Origin of the sequence: Streptococcus orisratti DSM 15617, assembly GCF_000380105.1 — a bacterium.
GTDB lineage: Bacteria > Bacillota > Bacilli > Lactobacillales > Streptococcaceae > Streptococcus > Streptococcus orisratti.
This window is the reverse complement of record NZ_KB904474.1, coordinates 1-20,811: the sequence shown is the minus strand read 5'-3', so window position 1 is coordinate 20,811 and position 20,811 is coordinate 1. Positions and strand designations below refer to the sequence as shown.

Genomic DNA, 20,811 nt, shown 5'->3' with positions numbered 1-20,811 from the left:
GAAAATGCAGATTGATTATACATTTCGTCTGAAAAATTTTATCTTCATTGCGTTAGGCGCAGCCATCTATGCCTTTGGATTTGTTTATTTTAACATGGCAAATAAGGTTGCGGCGAACGGGATTGCTGGTTTAACGCTTGTTTTTCATGCTCTGTTTGGGGTGAATCCAACGTACTCGGGGTATCTTATCAATCTTCCGCTGGTTATTTTAGGAGCTTATCTCTTTGGTCGAAAAGCTATGGTTTATACACTTGAAGGTATCGCTTCTCTTTACTTTTTTATCTGGCTCTTTCAGAAAATTCCTTTAATCGTTGATTTGCAACAGGATTATTTGGTTGTCTCTTTGATTGCGGGAACCATAGCAGGGCTAGGTGGTGGTATTGTTTTTCGATACGGTGGAACAATTGGCGGGTCTGATATCATCGCTCGTGTCATTGAAGATAAGTTTGGAATCCAGCTTAATCAAGCCTTGCTCGGATTTGATATTTTTGTGATGATACTATCATTGACCTACATTACCATTCCCCAGATGATGTATGCCTTGATTGCTAGTTTTATGTACAGTCAAGTGGTTAATATCATTCAAAACGGTGGCTATTCTGTACGTGGTATGATGATTATTTCAGATCAAGCTCCAGAAATTTCTCAACAGATTATGGAAAAACTTGGACGAGGGGTTACTTATCTTAAAGGTGAGGGAGCCTATTCTGGAAAAGAAAAGCAAGTCATGTATGTGGCGATGAGCCCGCAGGATGTGAGAGAAACCAAGGACATGATACGAGAGTTAGATCCGATGGCTTTTGTTTCTGTCTTTAGCATTGATGAAGTCATGAGTCCAGAGTTCGTGGCTGCTAGGAGCAAATACAAGCGTCCAATAAAAAAATAATAATTAAACCATGTTAGGCAATGGTCTTTTGTAGTATCTTTATAGTTTTCAGCTTTATTACCAAACTTTAATTGGAAATTGATCTAGAAAAAAACGATTTGAAAAATCATGAAAGCTGAGCTGGGTGACTATATTTGAAGAATAGTGATAAGGTGAGGTAATATGGAAAAAGAAATTTTAACGAAAACGAAAGAGTTGCTTCTCATTGCTCTGGGGATAGCCATTTATACATTTGGTTTTGTTAAATTCAATATGGCTCACGAACTAGCAGAAGGTGGAGTTGCAGGTGTGACCTTGATTATTCATGCCTTGTACCGTATCAATCCAGCCTACTCTTCTTTGGTTTTTAATATTCCACTTTTTATCTTAGGGGCAAAAGTTCTTGGGAAAAAGTCTCTAGCATTAACGATTTATGGGACAGTACTCATGTCTATTTTTATTTGGATATGGCAGTGCGTTCCAATCGAAATTCCCCTTCGTAACGATATGATGTTAGTGGCTATTGTAGCTGGGCTTTTTTCTGGAGTTGGAAGTGGTTTAGTTTTTCGTTACGGAGCTACAACAGGAGGTACCGATATTATTGGTCGAGTAACAGAAGAAAAAATGGGCTTTAAACTGGGACAAACTTTACTGTTTATTGATGCTATTGTCTTACTAGCTTCGTTGTCTTATGTAGATTTACAACATATGCTTTACACTTTAATTGCAAGTTTCGTTTTCAGCCAAGTTCTAACAATTGTCCAAAATGGTGGTTACACCGTTCGTGGTATGATTATTATTACGAAAAGGTCTGAAGAAGCTGCAGAAGCAATTCTTAATGAAATAAATCGAGGAGTTACCTATTTAAAGGGACAGGGTGCATATTCGGGAGCGGATTTTAATATTCTTTATGTTGTCCTTAACCCCAGTGAGGTGCGTGATGTTCGGGGAATAATGGCAGAGCTTGATCCTGATGCTTTTATTTCTATTATTGATGTTGATGAGGTAGTTTCTTCTGATTTTAAGATTCGACGAAAAAATTACGATAAAAGTTAGAATATAAAAATCCCAAATTCATTTGAATTTGGGATTTTTGAAATATCTTTTATTATTACATCTCATCAGGTGCTTGAACACCAAGGAGTCGTAAAGCTTCTTTTAGAACAGTTGCGGTTGCGTAGCAGAGAGCTAGGCGACTATCACGTTCAGAGCTTTCGTCAAGAATACGAGTATGAGCGTAATATTTGTTAAAGGCCTGTGCTAGGCTGATGGCAAATTTTGCTATGATTGATGGTTCGTAATTGTCAAAGCTACGGTTGATGATGCGTGGGAAGTCTTGAATTAGCTTTATAATTTCCCAACTTTCAGGGTCGTTTAAACTGTAAACTTGGTTGACAATTGGTGTAAAGTTGGCTTTTCGTAAAATAGATTGGATACGGGCATGAGCATATTGAACGTAAGGTCCGGTTTCGCCTTCGAAAGATACCATGGCTTCTAAATCAAAGTCATAACCGTTCATACGATCGGTTTTAAGGTCATAAAACTTGATAGCTCCCACTCCAACTGCATGAGCAACGGCTTCTTTATTTACTAGATTTGGATTTTTTCCTTCAATCTGCGCTTGAGCACGGCTGACAGCTTCAGCAATGGTTGGCTCAAGGAGGATAACATTACCCTTGCGAGTCGAGAGTTTCTTACCACCCTTTGTTACAAGTCCGAATGCTACATGGGTCATATCATCTGACCAATCATAGCCCATTTCTTTTAGAACTGCTTTTAACTGTTTGAAGTGAGCAGCTTGTTCGTTTCCGACAACATAGACGGCTTGTGCGAAATCATAAGTACGTTTGCGATAGAGGGCTGCAGCTAAATCACGAGTGATGTAAAGTGTTGCCCCATCTGATTTTTTTATAAGAGCTGGGTGTTCAATGCCGTACTTTTCAAGATTAACCACTTGTGCACCTTGTGACTCTACTAGCAAGCCTTTTTCTTCCAGAAGATTCACTATTTCGTCCATCTTGTCGTTATAAAAGGCCTCGCCATTATAGGAATCAAAGGAGACATCAAGTTCTTTATAAAGACGATTGAATTCAACTAAGCTTTCGTCACGGAACCATTGCCAAAGTTCGGTAGCCTCTTGATCACCTGCTTCAAGTTTGCGGAACCATTCACGTGCCTCTTCATCAATCGTAGGATCTTTTTCTGCCTCGGCATTGATACGGACATAAAGTTTTAGCAATTCTGAAATCGGATTAGCTTCAACGGCTGCCTTATCACCCCACTTTTTATAGGCTACGATAAGCATTCCGAATTGTTTACCCCAATCACCTAGGTGATTGATACGGACAGGTTTATAGCCAAGTTTCTCAACGACATTAGCCAAACTATCGGCAATGACAGTGGAGCGCAAGTGACCGATAGAGAAGGGTTTAGCGATGTTTGGGCTAGACATGTCAAAGGCGATATGACGTCCCTGTCCTAAATCTTGCTGACCGTAGTTCCGACCTTCTGAGATGACCTGTTTAAGGACATCGGCTGAAACTTTGGATTTATCGAGGAAGAAATTAATGTAAGGACCAACTGCTTGAACCTTTTCAAAAGCAGAGGTATCAATCTTCTCGGCGATTTCAGTAGCAATCATCTGAGGTGCTTTACGTAACACTTTTGCCAGAGAAAAGGCAGGGAAGGCAAAGTCTCCCATATCAGTATTTTTAGGTTTTTCGAGTAGTTTTAAGATATTATCTTGCTCAAGTTCGGGAACAACTTTAGCAATTTCTTGGGCAATGAGTATTTTGGTATCCATGAAAGTCTCCTCATAATAGTGTAGTCATACTATTTTATCATAAAAAAGCAGAGCTGTAGAGCCAGAAAACGTTTAAAAAAGATAAAATTCAAAAAAGTAAACTCTTAGATTTCTAAACCTAAACAAAAATTGTATTTTCTTGTAAGAAGTTAATATTAGGTAGGTAAACATAATTAACGATAAAATAAAAATACTCATACTCTTCGAAAATCAAAATTATCCGTTGTCAACTTGCCTTGATGAACTCAAGTTCTATCGTCGGCTTCGTTTCCTAGGCTACTTTTGATTTTCATTGAGTATCAGACCTTTTCAAAGCTCTTGACCTGATGAAATTTGAAATACAACACGTTGAAATATTGATTTTCTTCGAAGTTACCATTTATACTTTTCGAAGGAAGTCAAACTCAGACGGCTGTTGCCTTATTTGATGAAAACAGTTCTATCTGCAATTATGTCGTCTAGTCTGGTTTTGATTTTCATTAAGCATTAGAACTGTTTTTGAAAATTTAGGGTAAGTTTTACGTGACTTCTCTAAAAAACAATAGATAGATGAAAAAAAAGAAAATTTTTGGTATAATTTTAGGGATAATTATACTAGACGAGGAAAATAAATGAATAAAATTAGTCGACAAAATTTGATAAAACGTCTGATTCAGTCGGGACAAATTGGTACTCAAGAGGAAATCAAGAAAAAATTGCATGAGGAAGGAATTGATGTAACTCAGGCAACATTATCACGTGATTTGCGTGAAATAGGTCTGCTCAAGTTGCGTAATGCTGAGGGTAAACTATATTATAGCCTCGCAGAAACAAGTAATAGTAGTTTTAGTTCGGCAGTAATTCCCTATATTTTGAAGGTTGCGCGCGCAGGCTTTATGCTAGTATTGCACACAAATTTGGGGGAAGCAGATGTCCTTGCTAATGTCATTGATAGTGATGGAGTTCCAGAGGTTCTGGGAACAATTGCTGGCGCAGACACTCTCCTTGTGATTTGCAAAGATGAGGAGATAGCTCAAAAATTTGAGCAGGAGTTATCGGCGACACTATGAGTAATTACGAAGAGGCCGTTTTACGGCTGGCCGAAGCTGTTCAGCATCATGAAAGTGTTCAATCTTTTCAGAAAGTTGAACAAAAACTGAAATCTTATCCAGAATTAAAACATTTAGTACATAAAATGAAAGCTCATCAACAAGATGCTGTGCTATTTAAAAAAATTGATAAGCAAAAGGCAGAACATGAAGCGGATAAGCAAGCGCAGCAAATTCAGAAAGACCTTTTAGAACTTCCGATTGTTCAGGATTACCGTAGTAAGATGCAAGATGCAAGTGATCTCATCCAGTATGTCACTAAACGTATAGAAGACAGAATTAATGAGGAGTTAGTCAATGGCAAATGACAAAATTTCTCCAGGAATGCAACAGTATTTGGATGTCAAAAAAGATTATCCAGATGCTTTTTTGCTTTTTCGTATGGGGGATTTTTATGAATTATTTTATGAAGATGCGGTTAAGGCTGCTCAGATTTTAGAAATCAGTCTAACTAGCCGAAACAAAAATGCAGAAAATCCAATTCCGATGGCGGGAGTTCCATATCATTCGGCGCAACAATACATTGATGTGCTTGTGGAGATGGGTCATAAAGTTGCTATTGCAGAGCAGGTTGAAGATCCTAAAAAGGCTGTTGGCGTGGTTAAACGTGAAGTGGTACAAGTTATCACACCAGGGACTGTTGTTGATTCTACTAAACCAGACAATGCCAATAATTTTCTTGTGGCTATTGACACTGATGGCCAAATGTTTGGTTTGGCTTATATGGATGTATCAACGGGTGAATTTTTTGCCACAAACTTGAACGATTTTGCAGCTGTTCGCAGTGAAATTCAGAACCTTAAAGCTCGTGAACTTGTTATCGGTTATGATCTATCAGAGGCAGATGAGCAGGTGTTAGTAAAACAGATGAATTTGCTTTTATCAGCTGAAAAAGATCGTTTTGACGATGTACACTTGATTGACACTAACTTGACAGCAGTGGAGATCTCAGCAGCTGAGAAATTGCTCTGCTATGTTCATAAAACACAAAAACGTGAACTCAGTCACTTACAGAAGCTTGTTCATTATGAGATAAAAAACTATCTGCAGATGTCTTATGCAACAAAAACAAGTTTGGATTTATTAGAAAATGCAAGGACAGGAAAGAAGCATGGTAGTCTCTATTGGTTGCTAGATGAGACTCAGACTGCGATGGGGATGCGTCTTCTGCGAAATTGGATTGATCGTCCATTGGTAAATTTGGAGAGAATTCTTGAGCGTCAAGACATTATTCAAGTTTTTTTGGATCATTTTTTTGAGCGTAGTGATTTATCGGAAAGCCTTAAGGGTGTTTATGACATTGAACGACTGGCTAGCCGTGTTTCATTTGGAAAAGCTAATCCCAAAGATCTTCTTCAATTGGGAGATACCTTGGCACGAGTTCCCTTGATAAAATCGATATTGGAATCTATCGGCGCACCTGAACTTGATAAGCTTGTCAACCAACTTGACACGTTACCTGAGTTAGAAAGCCTTATTCGTTCAGCCATTGATCCAGACGCTCAAGCGACAATTACTGAAGGAAATATTATTAGGACTGGCTTTGATGATACCCTTGATAAGTATCGAAAAGTATTACGTGAGGGGACAGGTTGGATTGCAGAAATTGAGGCAAAGGAGCGTCAGGCTAGTGGAATTAGCACGCTTAAAATTGATTATAACCGCAAAGATGGATATTATTTTCATGTGACCAATTCTAATCTTTCTTTGGTTCCAGATTATTTTTTCCGTAAGGCCACTTTGAAAAACTCAGAACGGTATGGGACTGCTGAACTAGCTAAGATTGAAGGAGAGATGCTAGAAGCACGTGAACAGTCAGCTAGTTTAGAGTATGATATTTTTATGAGTATCCGTGCACAGGTTGAACGCTATATTACGCGTTTACAAGACCTTGCCAAAGCAATTGCTACTGTTGATGTACTGCAAGGTTTAGCGGTAGTAGCTGAAAATAACCATTATGCTCGGCCAAGTTTTAATGATACCCATCGTATTATGATTGAAAATGGGCGTCATGCAGTTGTTGAAAAAGTTATGGGAGTGCAGGAGTACATTCCAAATACCATTGTTTTTGATGAGAATACTAGTATTCAGTTAATCACAGGTCCAAACATGAGTGGGAAATCCACCTATATGCGTCAGTTGGCCTTGACGGTTATCATGGCTCAGTTAGGCTCCTTCGTAGCAGCTGACAAGGTTGATTTACCGATTTTTGATGCAATTTTTACGCGTATTGGTGCAGCTGATGATTTAATTTCGGGGCAATCAACTTTTATGGTTGAAATGATGGAAGCTAACCAAGCTATTAAACGCGCCAGTCAAAATTCTTTGATTTTATTTGATGAGTTAGGCCGCGGGACAGCAACTTATGATGGTATGGCACTAGCTCAATCTATCATTGAATACATTCACAATTATATTGGTGCCAAGACGATGTTTGCAACTCACTATCACGAATTGACAGAGTTGTCAACGGAGTTGACACAGCTTGTCAATGTTCATGTGGCAACTTTAGAAAATGATGGCGAAGTGACTTTTCTTCATAAAATTGCAGAAGGTCCAGCAGATAAATCCTATGGTATCCACGTTGCCAAGATTGCTGGTCTCCCTGGAAAGCTTCTTGAGCGAGCGGATTCAATTTTAAGCAATTTAGAATCTAATGCTGTTCAATTACCGATTTTAGAAGATTCTAAGACTTCTTCCTTTTCAAAAGAAATGAATAGAGTGGAGCAATTATCCTTGTTTGAAGAGAATACTGATCAGCAGGTTATAGCAGCCTTAAGAGCTGTTGATTTGATGAATCTAACTCCAATGGAGGCTATGAATACTATTTATGAATTGAAAAAGTTGTTGTGATGATTGACGATAAATTGACAGTTGTGACAAGAACAATGATAAGTTGACAAGGTGGAGAATGGCTTTATGAAAAGTCTCCGCCTTTTATGTTATAATAGGTTTGACATAAAGTGAGGACTACTATGACAAAAATTATTGAACTTCCAGAAATTCTAGCCAATCAAATTGCAGCTGGTGAGGTAATTGAACGCCCAGCTAGTGTTGTGAAGGAGTTGGTGGAGAATTCCATAGATGCAGGGAGCACACAAATTACCATTGAGATTGAAGAATCTGGTCTCAAACTCATTCAAATTACGGATAATGGTGAAGGAATTGCAGCTGATGATGTAGCGCTTAGTTTGCGTCGTCATGCTACTAGTAAAATTAAAAGCCAGTCAGACCTTTTTCGCATTCGTTCACTGGGCTTTCGTGGTGAAGCCATTCCTTCAATTGCTTCTATCAGTTCCTTTACAGTGAAAACAGCAACAGCTGATGAACCACATGGAACCTTATTAGTTGCAAATGGGGGCAAAATTGAAAAACAGGAAGTGACTTCTACACCAGTCGGAACGAAGATTACTGTTAAGAATCTCTTTTTTAATACCCCTGCCCGTTTAAAATACATGAAAAGTTTGCAGGCAGAGTTAGCTCATATTGTAGATGTAATAAATCGGCTTGGTTTAGCTCATCCTGAAGTGGCTTTTACCCTCATTAGTGCTGGACGTGAGTTGACAAAGACAAGTGGAACAGGTGATTTACGTCAGGCTATTGCTGGGATCTATGGGCTCAATACGGCTAAGAAAATGATTGAAATTTCAGCAGCTGATCTTGATTTTGAGGTATCAGGCTATGTCAGTTTACCAGAATTGACACGAGCAAGCCGTAATTATATTACAATCCTTATCAATGGTCGTTACATCAAAAATTTCTTACTTAATCGTGCTATTTTAGATGGCTATGGGTCAAAGCTGATGGTGGGACGTTTTCCTATTGCTGTGATTGATATCCAGATAGATCCTTATTTGGCAGATATCAATGTTCACCCCACCAAGCAAGAAGTTCGTATTTCCAAGGAAAAGGAACTTATGCAGCTAGTTAGTTCTGCGATTGCCCAGAGTCTAAGGGAACAAGACTTGATACCAGACGCTCTTGAAAATTTAGCCAAATCTAGCACACGAGGTTTTCCAAAACCTGAACAGACAACCCTTCCTCTCAAACAAAGCAAACTTTATTATGATAAAGAACGAAACGATTTCTTTATGAAGTCTGATGTGGTTGAGGAGACGACTGCTCAACTTGATAAGGTTGACGACGTTGTCAACGAAATTGACACTGAGCAACCTACCCAAAACATCAAACATGCCAAGCGCCCAGCAGATGAAGCAGTGGGTGAGCACGAAAGCCTGGATTTTAAAAACAAGGCAAAGATTAACCGGATGCTTGATAATTTGGAAAATGAAGAACAGTCTAGCTTTCCAGAATTAGATTACTTTGGTCAGATGCATGGTACCTATCTTTTTGCTCAAGGAAATGGCGGTCTTTATATCATTGATCAGCATGCTGCACAGGAGCGTGTTAAGTATGAATATTATCGTGACAAAATTGGGGAAGTTGACAGTTCTTTACAGCAGTTGCTAGTACCTTATCTTTTTGAGTTCTCAGGAGCGGACTTTATTAGTTTGCAGGAAAAGATGCCAATGCTTAATCAGGTTGGCATCAACTTAGAGCCCTATGGCAATAATACGTTCATTCTGCGAGAACACCCTATCTGGATGAAAGAGATTGAAATTGAGGCTGCTGTCTATGAAATGTGTGATATGCTTCTTTTGACCAATGATGTTTCGGTAAAAAAATATCGTGCAGAGTTGGCTATTATGATGAGCTGTAAACGTTCCATTAAGGCTAACCATAGTTTGGATGATTATTCAGCACGTAATTTGCTTGTGCAGCTTGCTCAGTGTAAAAATCCATACAATTGCCCTCACGGTCGTCCTGTTCTAGTCAACTTTTCTAAGTCTGATATGGAAAAGATGTTTCGCCGTATTCAAGAGAATCACACCAGTCTAAGAGAATTAGGAAAATATTAACATGTACGATTATATCAAAGGAAACCTGACTAAGATTACTGCAAAATACATTGTTGTGGAAGCATATGGTCTGGGTTATATCATCAATGTCGCTAATCCCTATAGCTTTTCTGGTCAGATGAATCAGGAAGTGCAAGTTTATCTTCATCATGTGGTGCGGGAAGATGCACAATTACTTTATGGTTTTCACACAGAGGATGAGAAGAAAGTCTTTCTCAACCTCATCTCGGTTTCAGGTATAGGTCCGACAACTGCGCTAGCTATTATTGCTGTGGATGATAACGAAGGCCTTGTTAATGCTATTGATAATAGCGATATCAAATACCTGTCTAAATTTCCAAAGATTGGCAAAAAGACTGCCCAACAGATGGTTTTGGATTTAGCTGGCAAGTTTGTAGAGCTTCCCGTGGAAAATGGCAAAGTTTCTAAGGCTTCTTCAGCTAATAATGAGCAACTAGAAGAAGCTATGGAAGCCCTTCTAGCTCTAGGTTATAAAGCCAACGAACTCAAGAAAATCAAAGCCTTTTTTGAAGGTACCACTGAAACCGCTGAACAATATATCAAGTCCAGCTTGAAAATGCTGATGAAGTGAAGGTATAAGGAGCGTTAAAAGGACAAAGTGACAATAGGAAATCTGACGAAGAGCCAAGAAGCTTTAGAAAGATTTATCTTTTTCACACAGTCCTTAGCTTCGTGTTTAGTTAGTAACGTGCTAAGAAATCTGTAAAGTCCATAAAACTAAAAAGGTGTCCAATTGATAAAATTTGGCTTTATCAATCACCTACCAGCACTGAAGGAAAAAATATCATGACAAAACGTTGTACTTGGGTCAAGTTGACCAACCCTCTATATATCGCCTACCATGATCAGGAGTGGGGGAAACCGCTACATAACGAACATGATTTGTTTGAATTGCTATGTATGGAGACCTATCAGGCGGGTCTTTCCTGGGAGACCATTCTTAATAAGCGTCAAGCTTTCAGAGAAGCCTTTCATGGCTATGATCTTAACAAGGTGGCCACTATGTCAGATGCAGAGTTGGATGAGATTTTACAAAACCCCAATGTTATCCGCAATCGTCTGAAAATCTACGCCACCAGAGCTAATGCACAGGCTTTTCTTCAAGTTCAAAAAGACTTTGGTTCTTTTGATCATTACCTTTGGTCCTGGGTAAACTTTACACCGCTTGACAACTCTGTCAAGGATTACAGGCAGGCTCCGGCTAAGACAGATTTGTCTGAGAAATTATCCAAAGATATGAAGAAGCGGGGCTTCAAATTTACGGGGCCGGTCTGTGTCTATTCCTACTTGCAAGCAGCGGGGCTCGTCAATGATCATGAAAATAGCTGTCATTGGAAAACGTCACTGTAAAAGGATTTTGACAATAGTAGTCAAAGGATTTTATCTTGTATCATTTTCAAAAAAGCGTAAACTGGAGAGGTAAGATGACTATTGGTAAAATAATTAAACAGCTAAGAAGTGTACACAGTCTATCCCAAGAAGATTTGGCAGAGCAATTAGGTGTTTCACGCCAAACGATTTCTAATTGGGAGAATGACCGAACGGTGCCTGCCTTAGATTACATGAAAAAACTGTGTGAAGAATATCAGCTATCCTTGGATCAGTTATTTCGCTTAGAGACAAATGAAGTAGGAAAGACCAAGCTGTCTAAGCGACTGCTTTTCTACCTAAGCGTCCTGTTTGCTTTTCTCTTTCTCTTACCATTTTCAGAGAGCAGTCTGTCGTCCTTGATATTTATCTTCACCGCTATCGTGATTGTTTTTGCCTCTTGGGATCTTGCACGATTACTATTCAAAGAGGTGGTATTATGGTACTCCCGAAGAAAGAAACTCTAGTCTTTTTCTTCCTTTATACGTTTATTTTTTTACTGAATGGCTACCAGCTTCTCCCTAGAGCAGTATGGGATCCATTTCAACTTGCTACCTATGTCCTTCTGGCCCTCCTAGGTCTGCATGCATGGAGGAGAGAGTTGGCAGACAAGCTAGGATGGATTGTTCAGCACAAGTGGAAGTCCTGTCTTATTCTGCTTCTTGGCTATGTCTTGGCAATATGCTGTGATGGGATATTTTCTCTGTTTCTGGGCTACTTGCAGGAATTGGCAGGTGGTACAGTAGCTATGATAAATGAAGGGAATATAGGGAAGATACTTCAGCTCTACCCCGCATGGATGATTATTCCTATTGTGGGAATCCTGGGTCCTGTAGTTGAAGAGTTGTTTTATCGGCAATTTTTAGCAAGTTACCTAGAGGATAGGTTTGGTACGGTAGCGGCAATAAGCCTGTCTGGTTTGCTATTTGCTGCTAGTCATTTGCATAGCTGGGAATTACGGGAAGTGATAGGTTTGCTGGGCTATCTAGGTTCAGGCTTGGTTTACTCAGGTTTATTTTTAAAAACCAATCGGAATATCTATTTTTCAAGTCTGCTACATATTTTTAGCAATACCAGTTTGCTCCTTGTTTATTATCTGCAATAAAGAAGATTTCTTCAAAAAACTTACAAGATAAGGATATAAGAAAGCTACCGCCAAGTTTAATCTCATACTCTTCGAAATCTAACTCGGACGTTGTTGCCTTGTTTTGATAAAGATGATTCTATTTGGGATTGTATCACCTCGTCTGGTTTTCACTGAGTATCAGCGGTAGTTTTTGATTTCTTTTTCAAGCACTTCTAGTAATTGAGTTTCTTCAGTCAGCCGCAGGAGAGCCCTTCCTCTGTCAATCAGAACATCATCTCCACGGCAAATACCGAGATAAATATAAGCGATAGCCATTACATCGTATTGTTTAATATCTTTTGCAACAAGTAACAGTCGGGAACTAATGTCTTCACAGTTATCTTTTCTATCATGATGTAGATAAAGTTTGGCAATGTTAGCTAGCAAATTAACTTCCAATGGTTTAATGTTTCTGTAGTATTGATATTTTTTTAGACTGCGAAGTAACTTATCAGTAACTAAAGGCAGATAGTCAATAGGATAGCTGTAAAGAATAGTTCCTAAAAGCTTAATGTCATTTTCATACCATTCATCTTGTTTTTCAATATAATTCCAAATACGCCGTGTAGCTTCTAAAAATTCTTCACTAGATTTAGAGAGCCCGTGCTTTCGTAGATGGATGACAATAGTCAGCGTATCGTTGATGTGTTGAATTGGAACATCATGGTGTGTTTTTAGATACGTTAGACAATCTTTTTGGATACCTTCTAGTTCTGTGGTGTCAGTTGAGGATGTATGGTTATATATTTTGTTAAAAATAAGCTGCTTTTTACTAGGCTGATAATAATTGCAAATATAGCGGAACTCTTCCAAACTCATATCAATCTGATTAAGTAGAAAAATCATGTTTTCAATGTTTGGCACACGCTCGCAGGCTTCGATTTTTGACAGACTAGTTCGGGAAAGTTGATTACCACAAACTTCTTTTTGTGATAGTCCTTTGGATTTTCTGATTTTCTTGTAAATGGCTCCAAAATCCCAACGCATAAAAACTCCTCCAATAGTGTGACAAAAGATTACATTTTATAAAAACAACTTATTTTTATGCTAGTATTATAGCATAAAATATGGAGGTAGAAAGATGAAAAAATTATTATCGCAGTTTGTGTTGCCTTTATCTGCTGTTGTACTATTTACTAGCTTGCTATCTGAAGATTGGTGGAGATGGCTATGGCCGTTTTAAATTATAATAGAAAAAGGGAGGAGATGAGTCCAATGGGATAGGAAACTTAATATATTGTGTTAATTCAGGATACTGTCTGATTATCCTAGAAAGACAAGTTATAAGAAAAGTCAATAGTTTCGTCTGAAATAATTCTTGTTTCAATTTGGCTAATTTTAGAGTCAGCCAAAGAACCTTTGAAAAAGCCAATTTTTTCAAGGGATTACGTTATTAGCTATCGTTGTTTATCTCACTTTTTCTCATCAATGAGATGTTGCTTTTGAGTAGATGAATATGTCTGGTAAGAATTTTCAACACACGAGATAAAACATCTATGCGTTATCAAACTCATTACCAATTGAAACAAAAAGCTGTGGTTAGAGCCTTTTTGAAATCGTCAAACGATTGGAGCAAAAGAACTAATTCACAGTGGCTTATTCCAAGTGTATCACTTGGACCTTGGCAGTAGCTAACTGCACTAAATATAATATAAGGAGTTAATCATGAAAGTCAGATATAATGTTGTAAAAATTTGCACAGTGATTTATTGTCTTTAGCAATTGCTCCAGGAGTTCTTGCAGCGCAAAATATTTATGGTGGTGTTTGGTCATACGGTGGACATCATGATCCTAATAATTGGGGAGCTTTTTCTAATTATTACCATCGAACCAGAAGACACTGGTCAAATGTTATCAGAGCTAGCGATTCAAAAGCTAATTATAGCGAAGTAGGGGCGAATGCAACTTCGACAGCTTTTATAAATACTAGTGTAGGTGAGGTAGCCTATTTCAATTGTGGCGTTAAGTAGAACAGTTGTAAATGAGGAGCTATTTCATTAGCTCCTCCGTGGTTATAGGGGGCAAAGATGAGACGAGTTTTTATTTTTCTATCAACTGCTATCATGACCTTATTTTTTGTGTGGGTTATCTCTGAGAGGTCAACTCAGTTGAGATATATGAGCTATCCTTCTGTTACAATCATGGGGACTTTAGGGACTCAAGAGCCCCCTTCTCGCGGAGATTTTGAAAAGGTACTAGAAGACTTAGCTAATGAAACGCATAGCTTGGTTGCTCGACGTATTGCCGAACCACAACGCTCTGGAAAGGCTAATTTTAGTTATGCAACTTACGGACAAGGACGGTTGCCTAAGACGATGCGTCAGGCATCTGTCGCAAGTGCTAAAAGCAGCTCTCTTGCTAATAGCTATTTGATTATCAAGGGAACACTGACTAAGAAAAAGCTTCTTGAGACCTTTACACAACTGGGGTATCAGGCAGTTGATTTTGGTGAACAATCGAATCCCTTATACTTTTTTGTATCCTGTTTGTCTAAAGGAGCACAATTTTTAGCCTTGCTTATTTTTCTCCTAACCTTCTTGGCTTTGACTTTGATTTATCGCGTTAGAGAGTTAAGGTCCGCTGGTATTAGGCTTATTTCTGGTCAGGCACTGTTGGAAATCACGGTTAAAACGGTTAAAAAAGATTTCTTTCTTATTTTACAGGCTTATGTCGCTTCAGTATTATTAGGATTGGGCTTTCTGGGGATTTTAGGATTGTTTGAATCCTACTTTATTCTCTTAATAGCAGGGACAACTCTTTGCTATTCGCTTCTATTAGCTTTCGTATCTCTTTTGTTAAGTGGTGTTTATCTTCTTGGTTTAAAAAAGACCAGTCTGATTGAAGTTATTAAAGGAAAACTTCCTCTGCGGCGTTTAATTATTTTAATGTTGCTGGGGCAACTCTTGGCAGTGGTTATTGTTGGCAATAGTGTCAACCGTATTATTATTTATAATCGAGAACTACAGCAACAATCCTTATCACAAGTAGCGTGGAGAAAAGAGAAAAACTGGTTCAATCTTGGTTTTAATCTTGGTGGACAGCAACCGTATAACAAGAAAGAGCAGGATCGTCGAGAAACTATCTGGTATCAGTTGATTCAAGATGGTGTTACCAATCATGGTACCATGCTTGTGCAGCACAATTTTGCCAACTATATGCTGAGTTCTCAAACTGTTCAAGGTACCAGATTGACAGACTACGCGCCTGAAGGAAACACACTCTTTGTGACACCTAATTATTTTACCAATCAGAAGATTGATGTGCCTAGTCATGTGATGGAGCAACTGACGCAACTCAAAGAAGGTCAATTTGGTCTTATCTTGCCTAAGAAATTATCAAAAGATAGTCAACAATACATTAAAATCTATGAGGACTATTTTGCTAAAATGATGGGGCTGGAGCAGGTAGAAGCGAAGGTTTCCTATCTACCTAATCATCGCTCTTACTTTGTCTTTAATCAAACACCAATTGCTTCACAACAATATGTCACTGATCCGATTTTTTTGGTCTTAACTCCAACTTCAACGGGTAATGGTACTTTAGCGAAGTCGTTTTGGAATAATGCTCTTAACTACTATCTTTTCTTTAATGGTTATGATAAAACGATTGAGATGTTGAAAGACTACGGTACTTACCCTTGGATTTCCTATGTTGAAAATAGCCAAGCCAGTTACGAAATGCAGGTCAGTAATATTCAAACAGAAGTTATCAGCACTTTGGCTGGAAGTGTTCTAGGGGTACTGACGTCTATTTTACTTTTCAACTCTATGAACCTTTTGTATTTTGAGCAGTTTAGAAGAGTTATCTTTATTAAACGTATTGCGGGCATGTCCCCTTTATCCATCCATAGAAACTATTTAGTGGCACAATTTGTGGTTCTTTTAATCGGCTTTGCAACGGTTGTTTTCATGAGTCAGAATTTACTTATAAGTTTAGTTACTTTATTGCTTTTTATTGGCTGCTCGTTGGCTACGCTTGTTTGGCAATTGTCAGCTGAAAATCGCTTAGCTGTTACTGTATTGAAAGGGAAATAAGATGATAGTGATTGAACAATTAACAAAAACATTTGGGCAGCGCAAAATTTTTTCAAATACGACACTTCAGTTTGAAGATGGGAAGGTGTATGCCTTGGTTGGCTCAAGTGGTTGCGGTAAAACTACTCTACTCAATATTCTAGCTAAGTTGGAAACTTACGACAGTGGAAAAATTAGTTACGAGGGTACCGATTTGAGAGAGATAAAATCACGAGTATTTTTCCGAGATTATCTTGGTTACCTTTTTCAAAATTTCGGTTTACTAGAAAGTCAGACGATTCAGGAAAATCTTGATTTAGGTTTGGTAGGTAAAAAGATTAGCAAGACCGAGCGTAGAGCTTTGCAAAAGCAAGCTATTGAAACCGTTGGTCTAGGCTATCTTGATTTATCGCAAAAAATTTTTGAATTATCGGGAGGCGAAGCACAGCGTGTTGCCTTGGCGAAAATTATTTTAAAAGACCCTCCACTAATCTTTGCAGATGAGCCAACAGCTGCTCTGGATCCTAAAACTTCTGAAGAGATTATGAAGATTTTACTATCCTTAAGGAAGAGTGAGAGAATTATTATCATTGCAACCCACAATCCAAGAATTTGGGAATTGGCAGACGAGGTTGTTGATATTCCTAGTGTTGCTAATGTGTAGGAGAAATGCTTTAGGAGGTTCAGGCACACATCATATATGGCAAGCAATGGCATCTCTTGCTTTCAAGTAAAAGTAATTGCTGTCGTCTGAAGTTATGTTATTTTATTCTGAACTGTCGCAAAAACATCTTAAGTCAAACAAGTAGAACTACCTAAGTAGCTTTCATTGTGATTGGTAAAGGTGACCAAATTCTAAGTCTTTGCGAATTTTACTGAGAAAGTCATCATAAGATGGCTTTTTTATTATAGAATTAGGTGGGTTCAAGTCTACGCTTGAAAATCATACTCTTTGGAAATCAGTTCATTTTAGGCCCTTATCCTCAGTTTACATGATATCGTTGTTTCAAAAATACGGCTATTTACTAAAATAAGAGAAGATACCGTGTTTTATAGTTCTAATAAAAGATTTTAAACAACTTTTCAGTGAATTTCTACGTGATTTGGGATTTTTTGTTAAAATAATAGACAACATTACGAATAACTAAGTAGGTGGTAAATATGAAAGCTGAACTGATTGCTGTAGGCACTGAGATTTTAACAGGACAAATTGTCAATACTAATGCCCAATTTTTATCGGAGAAATTTGCAGAGTTGGGAATAGATGTCTTTTTCCAGACCGCTGTCGGAGATAATGAAGAACGGCTCTTGTCTGTTATTGACCTTGCCAGCAAACGTAGTAATTTGGTAGTACTTTGCGGAGGTCTTGGTCCAACCGAAGACGATCTGACCAAGCAGACTTTAGCCAAATATTTAGGACGTGAGTTAGTTTTTAATGAAGAAGCCAGTCAGAAGTTGGATGACTTTTTTGCGATACGTCCTCAGTATGCACGTACACCTAATAATGAACGGCAGGCGCAGATTATTGAGGGGTTTATCCCTCTCCAAAATATCACTGGTTTGGCAGTTGGAGGCCTACAGGAGGTCAATGGCGTAACTTATGTTGTCTTACCTGGTCCACCAAGTGAACTCAAGCCCATGGTCAATGAGCATCTTGTTCCTCTGTTGTCAATTAATCACACCAAGTTGTATTCGCGTGTGTTACGCTTCTTTGGGATAGGTGAGAGTCAGCTAGTGACTGTTTTGAAGAAATTGATTGATAATCAGACGGATCCCACTCTGGCACCATATGCTAAGACAGGAGAGGTTACGCTGCGCTTATCGACTAAGGCTAAAACACAAGAAGAAGCTGATGCCAAACTGGATGCTTTGGAAACTCAGATTTTATCAGTCAAAACTTTGGAAGGGGTGGAGCTGAGTCAGCTACATTATGGCTATGGTGATGATAATAGTCTTGCGCAGGTAGCTTTTGGATTACTTAAAGAGAAGGGGAAAACTATCACTGCTGCTGAAAGCTTGACAGCAGGTCTCTTTCAAGCCAGTCTTGCTGATTTTTCAGGAGCCTCTGAGGTATTCAATGGTGGTTTCGTAACTTACAGTATTGAGGAAAAATCTAAAATGTTGCAGATTCCTTTGGAAGACTTGCAGTCACATGGAGTAGTTAGTGCTTTTACAGCTGAAAAAATGGCAGAGCAGTCTCGCTTTTTAACAAATGCCGACTTTGGCATCGGTTTGACTGGTGTTGCTGGTCCAGACGAACTTGAAGGACATCCAGCAGGAACAGTTTTCATTGCCATCTCTAGTGGGGAAGAAGTTCGTTCTATAAGGGTTGTTATTGGAGGTCGTAGCCGCTCGGACGTTCGTTACATCGCAACTTTATATGCTTTCAATTTAGTACGCCAAGCTTTATTAAATGCTTAAAATTTGATATAATATGCGGAGTATATCTCTCAAAGAGAAGGAGAAAAATTTGGCTAAAAAAACAAAAAAAATAGAAGAAGTCACTAAGAAATTTGGTGATGAGCGCAAGAAAGCGCTAGACGATGCCCTAAAGGTCATTGAAAAAGACTTTGGTAAGGGAGCGGTCATGCGTTTGGGTGAGCGCGCTGAACAGAAAGTTCAAGTGATGAGTTCAGGTTCGTTGGCTCTTGATATTGCCCTTGGTGCAGGTGGCTATCCTAAAGGACGTATTATTGAAATCTACGGTCCTGAAAGTTCAGGTAAAACAACAGTGGCTCTTCATGCGGTTGCCCAAGCTCAAAAAGAAGGCGGGATTGCTGCCTTTATCGATGCTGAGCATGCCCTTGATCCAGCTTATGCACAGGCTCTTGGCGTTAATATTGATGAATTGCTCTTGTCACAGCCTGACTCTGGAGAACAAGGTCTTGAAATTGCTGGTAAATTGATTGATTCTGGAGCTATTGACCTTGTAGTTATTGACTCGGTTGCTGCTCTTGTACCTCGTGCCGAAATTGATGGGGATATTGGAGATAGCCACGTTGGTTTGCAGGCGCGGATGATGTCGCAAGCTATGCGCAAACTCTCTGCTTCAATCAATAAAACAAAAACCATTGCGATTTTTATCAACCAGTTACGTGAAAAAGTTGGCGTTATGTTTGGAAACCCAGAAACGACACCTGGTGGACGCGCACTGAAATTCTATGCTTCTGTTCGTCTAGATGTTCGTGGCAATACGCAAATCAAGGGTTCAGGTGACCAAAAAGATAGCAACGTTGGTAAAGAAACTAAGATTAAGGTTGTTAAAAACAAGGTTGCTCCACCATTTAAGGAAGCCTTTGTCGAAATCATGTATGGTGAAGGAATTTCGCGGACAGGCGAACTTGTTAAGATTGCGACTGATTTGGACATTATCAAAAAAGCTGGCGCATGGTATTCCTACAATGGTGAAAAGATTGGCCAGGGTTCAGAAAATGCCAAGAAATATTTAGCTGACCATCCTGAAGTTTTTGATGAAATTGACCACAAGGTGCGCGTGCATTATGGCTTAATTGAGGATGATGCAGCGACTGCAAATGCAACCCAGTCAAAAGAAGTACCAGAAGTTGAGGACAACACAGCTGATCTTGTTTTGGAACTTGAAGATGCTATCGAAATTGAGGAATAGGAATGAGCTGTAAGGCTTTTTCGAATGCTAAAGTTTCATGTGTTCGGTGATTAAACATAAAGGAGATAATTCTTATTTAACTTGAATTTGTCTAGAAAGTTTGGAGCTGATCTTGCCTCCAAACTTTTTTACTCTGGTTTTGTGACAATTAGATGACAATGTGTCGTTTTTTAACTTTTTAGTTGACTTTTTTAAAATAGGTCTCTAGACCTATTTTTTACTGGTTAAGCCTATGGTATAATACAAGTATCATGGGATAGAAAGTGAGAATGAACATGATTAAGATTTATACAATTTCAAGTTGTACAAGCTGCAAAAAAGCAAAGACTTGGCTCAATGCTCATCAGCTCCCTTACAAAGAACAGAACCTCGGAAAAGAACCACTGACACGCGCAGAAATTATGGCAATCCTTACAAAAACAGAAAATGGTGTTGAAAGCATTGTATCTTCTAAGAATCGCTATGCTAAAGCCTTAAATTGTGATATTGAAGATTTGAGCGTTAGCGAGGTGATTGATCTCATCCAAGAAAATCCTCGTATCTTGAAGAGTCCGATTTTGATTGATGATAAACGTTTGCAAGTTGGCTACAAAGAAGACGATATCCGTGCTTTCTTGCCACGCTCCATCCGTAATGTTGAAAATGCAGAAGCCCGTTTGCGTGCTGCTTTATAAATTAGTTAGAAATTGAAAAACCATGTGGAACAATGAACTGCTCCCTGTCAAGTGGACAATGAAATAATAAAAGATTAGGCGACGGCCTTGTTCCTCATTTCAAGAGGGGCAAGGCCGTTGTTGCGTTCTTGAAAACGTTGATGATTGTAAAAATAGATGTAGGCATCAATATCTGAAACCAGCTCCTCAAAGGTCTTATATTTCTTCAAATCATAGCACTCCGTCTTAAAGTGCCCAAAGAAACTCTCAATTGGTGCGTTGTCAATACACTTACCAACACGCGACATAGAGCGTGTCATCTGATACTGG

The 20,811-nt window shown here is 38.8% G+C and carries 19 protein-coding genes; 16 read left to right on the top strand and 3 right to left on the bottom strand.

The window, feature by feature from the left end; genetic code table 11:
- The first annotated feature begins 4 nt into the window (after nt 1-4).
- Nucleotides 5-886, top strand: a complete 882-nt coding sequence (locus A3I7_RS0107000) for a YitT family protein (protein WP_018376077.1) — start codon at nt 5-7, stop codon at nt 884-886.
- A 162-nt stretch (nt 887-1,048) separates the two neighbouring features.
- On the top strand, nt 1,049-1,921 hold the full coding sequence (locus A3I7_RS0106995; RefSeq protein WP_018376076.1) for a YitT family protein: 873 nt from the start codon (nt 1,049-1,051) through the stop codon (nt 1,919-1,921).
- A 55-nt stretch (nt 1,922-1,976) separates the two neighbouring features.
- Here A3I7_RS0106995 and argS read toward each other — a convergent pair whose 3' ends face one another.
- On the bottom strand, nt 1,977-3,668 hold the full coding sequence (argS, locus tag A3I7_RS0106990) for an arginine--tRNA ligase (RefSeq protein ID WP_018376075.1): 1,692 nt from the start codon (nt 3,666-3,668) through the stop codon (nt 1,977-1,979).
- Nucleotides 3,669-4,279: 611 nt separating this feature from the next.
- Here argS and argR point away from each other — a divergent pair.
- The 8 genes from argR to A3I7_RS0106950 all read left to right on the top strand — a co-directional run bounded on the left by argR (nt 4,280) and on the right by A3I7_RS0106950 (nt 12,169).
- Entirely contained in the window at nt 4,280-4,717 is a 438-nt protein-coding gene (argR, locus tag A3I7_RS0106985; protein WP_018376074.1) for an arginine repressor, read from the top strand.
- Nucleotides 4,714-5,064, top strand: a complete 351-nt coding sequence (locus A3I7_RS0106980; protein WP_018376073.1) for a YlbF family regulator — start codon at nt 4,714-4,716, stop codon at nt 5,062-5,064. The genes argR and A3I7_RS0106980 overlap by 4 nt, the downstream gene beginning before the upstream one ends.
- On the top strand, nt 5,054-7,609 hold the full coding sequence (gene mutS / locus A3I7_RS0106975) for a DNA mismatch repair protein MutS (protein ID WP_018376072.1): 2,556 nt from the start codon (nt 5,054-5,056) through the stop codon (nt 7,607-7,609). Before A3I7_RS0106980 ends, mutS begins: the two co-directional genes overlap by 11 nt.
- Before the next feature lie 122 nt (nt 7,610-7,731).
- Nucleotides 7,732-9,675, top strand: a complete 1,944-nt coding sequence (gene mutL / locus A3I7_RS0106970) for a DNA mismatch repair endonuclease MutL (RefSeq protein ID WP_018376071.1) — start codon at nt 7,732-7,734, stop codon at nt 9,673-9,675.
- Nucleotide 9,676: 1 nt separating this feature from the next.
- Nucleotides 9,677-10,267: a Holliday junction branch migration protein RuvA gene (gene ruvA / locus A3I7_RS0106965; protein WP_018376070.1), complete on the top strand. Its 591-nt coding sequence runs from the start codon at nt 9,677-9,679 to the stop codon at nt 10,265-10,267.
- 215 nt (nt 10,268-10,482) lie between these two features.
- Nucleotides 10,483-11,046, top strand: coding sequence for a DNA-3-methyladenine glycosylase I (locus tag A3I7_RS0106960; RefSeq protein ID WP_018376069.1), 564 nt, complete (start codon nt 10,483-10,485; stop codon nt 11,044-11,046).
- A 74-nt stretch (nt 11,047-11,120) separates the two neighbouring features.
- Nucleotides 11,121-11,531: a helix-turn-helix transcriptional regulator gene (locus A3I7_RS12630; RefSeq protein ID WP_018376068.1), complete on the top strand. Its 411-nt coding sequence runs from the start codon at nt 11,121-11,123 to the stop codon at nt 11,529-11,531.
- Nucleotides 11,504-12,169: a CPBP family intramembrane glutamic endopeptidase gene (locus tag A3I7_RS0106950; protein ID WP_018376067.1), complete on the top strand. Its 666-nt coding sequence runs from the start codon at nt 11,504-11,506 to the stop codon at nt 12,167-12,169. The genes A3I7_RS12630 and A3I7_RS0106950 overlap by 28 nt, the downstream gene beginning before the upstream one ends.
- 159 nt (nt 12,170-12,328) lie before the next feature.
- On the opposite strand, the gene A3I7_RS0106945 is transcribed toward A3I7_RS0106950, so the two are convergent.
- On the bottom strand, nt 12,329-13,177 hold the full coding sequence (locus A3I7_RS0106945) for a helix-turn-helix domain-containing protein (RefSeq protein WP_018376066.1): 849 nt from the start codon (nt 13,175-13,177) through the stop codon (nt 12,329-12,331).
- Nucleotides 13,178-13,899: 722 nt separating this feature from the next.
- Here A3I7_RS0106945 and A3I7_RS0106940 point away from each other — a divergent pair.
- The 6 genes from A3I7_RS0106940 to spx all read left to right on the top strand — a co-directional run bounded on the left by A3I7_RS0106940 (nt 13,900) and on the right by spx (nt 20,502).
- On the top strand, nt 13,900-14,160 hold the full coding sequence (locus A3I7_RS0106940; protein ID WP_245538846.1) for a lactococcin 972 family bacteriocin: 261 nt from the start codon (nt 13,900-13,902) through the stop codon (nt 14,158-14,160).
- Nucleotides 14,161-14,217: 57 nt separating this feature from the next.
- Complete coding sequence (locus A3I7_RS0106935) at nt 14,218-16,224, top strand: DUF1430 domain-containing protein (RefSeq protein WP_018376064.1); 2,007 nt, start codon at nt 14,218-14,220, stop codon at nt 16,222-16,224.
- Nucleotide 16,225: 1 nt separating this feature from the next.
- Nucleotides 16,226-16,867: an ABC transporter ATP-binding protein gene (locus A3I7_RS0106930; RefSeq protein ID WP_018376063.1), complete on the top strand. Its 642-nt coding sequence runs from the start codon at nt 16,226-16,228 to the stop codon at nt 16,865-16,867.
- Between the two features lie 497 nt (nt 16,868-17,364).
- Nucleotides 17,365-18,624 (top strand): competence/damage-inducible protein A, encoded by a 1,260-nt coding sequence (locus tag A3I7_RS0106925; protein ID WP_018376062.1) that lies wholly within the window; start codon nt 17,365-17,367, stop codon nt 18,622-18,624.
- 49 nt (nt 18,625-18,673) lie between these two features.
- Entirely contained in the window at nt 18,674-19,828 is a 1,155-nt protein-coding gene (gene recA / locus A3I7_RS0106920) for a recombinase RecA (protein ID WP_018376061.1), read from the top strand.
- Nucleotides 19,829-20,103: 275 nt separating this feature from the next.
- On the top strand, nt 20,104-20,502 hold the full coding sequence (spx, locus tag A3I7_RS0106915) for a transcriptional regulator Spx (protein WP_026217171.1): 399 nt from the start codon (nt 20,104-20,106) through the stop codon (nt 20,500-20,502).
- A 74-nt stretch (nt 20,503-20,576) separates the two neighbouring features.
- Here the strand turns inward: spx and A3I7_RS12625 are convergent.
- Nucleotides 20,577-20,811, bottom strand: a 235-nt coding sequence (locus A3I7_RS12625; RefSeq protein WP_018376059.1) for an IS3 family transposase, incomplete at its 5' end; no start/stop codon positions are given.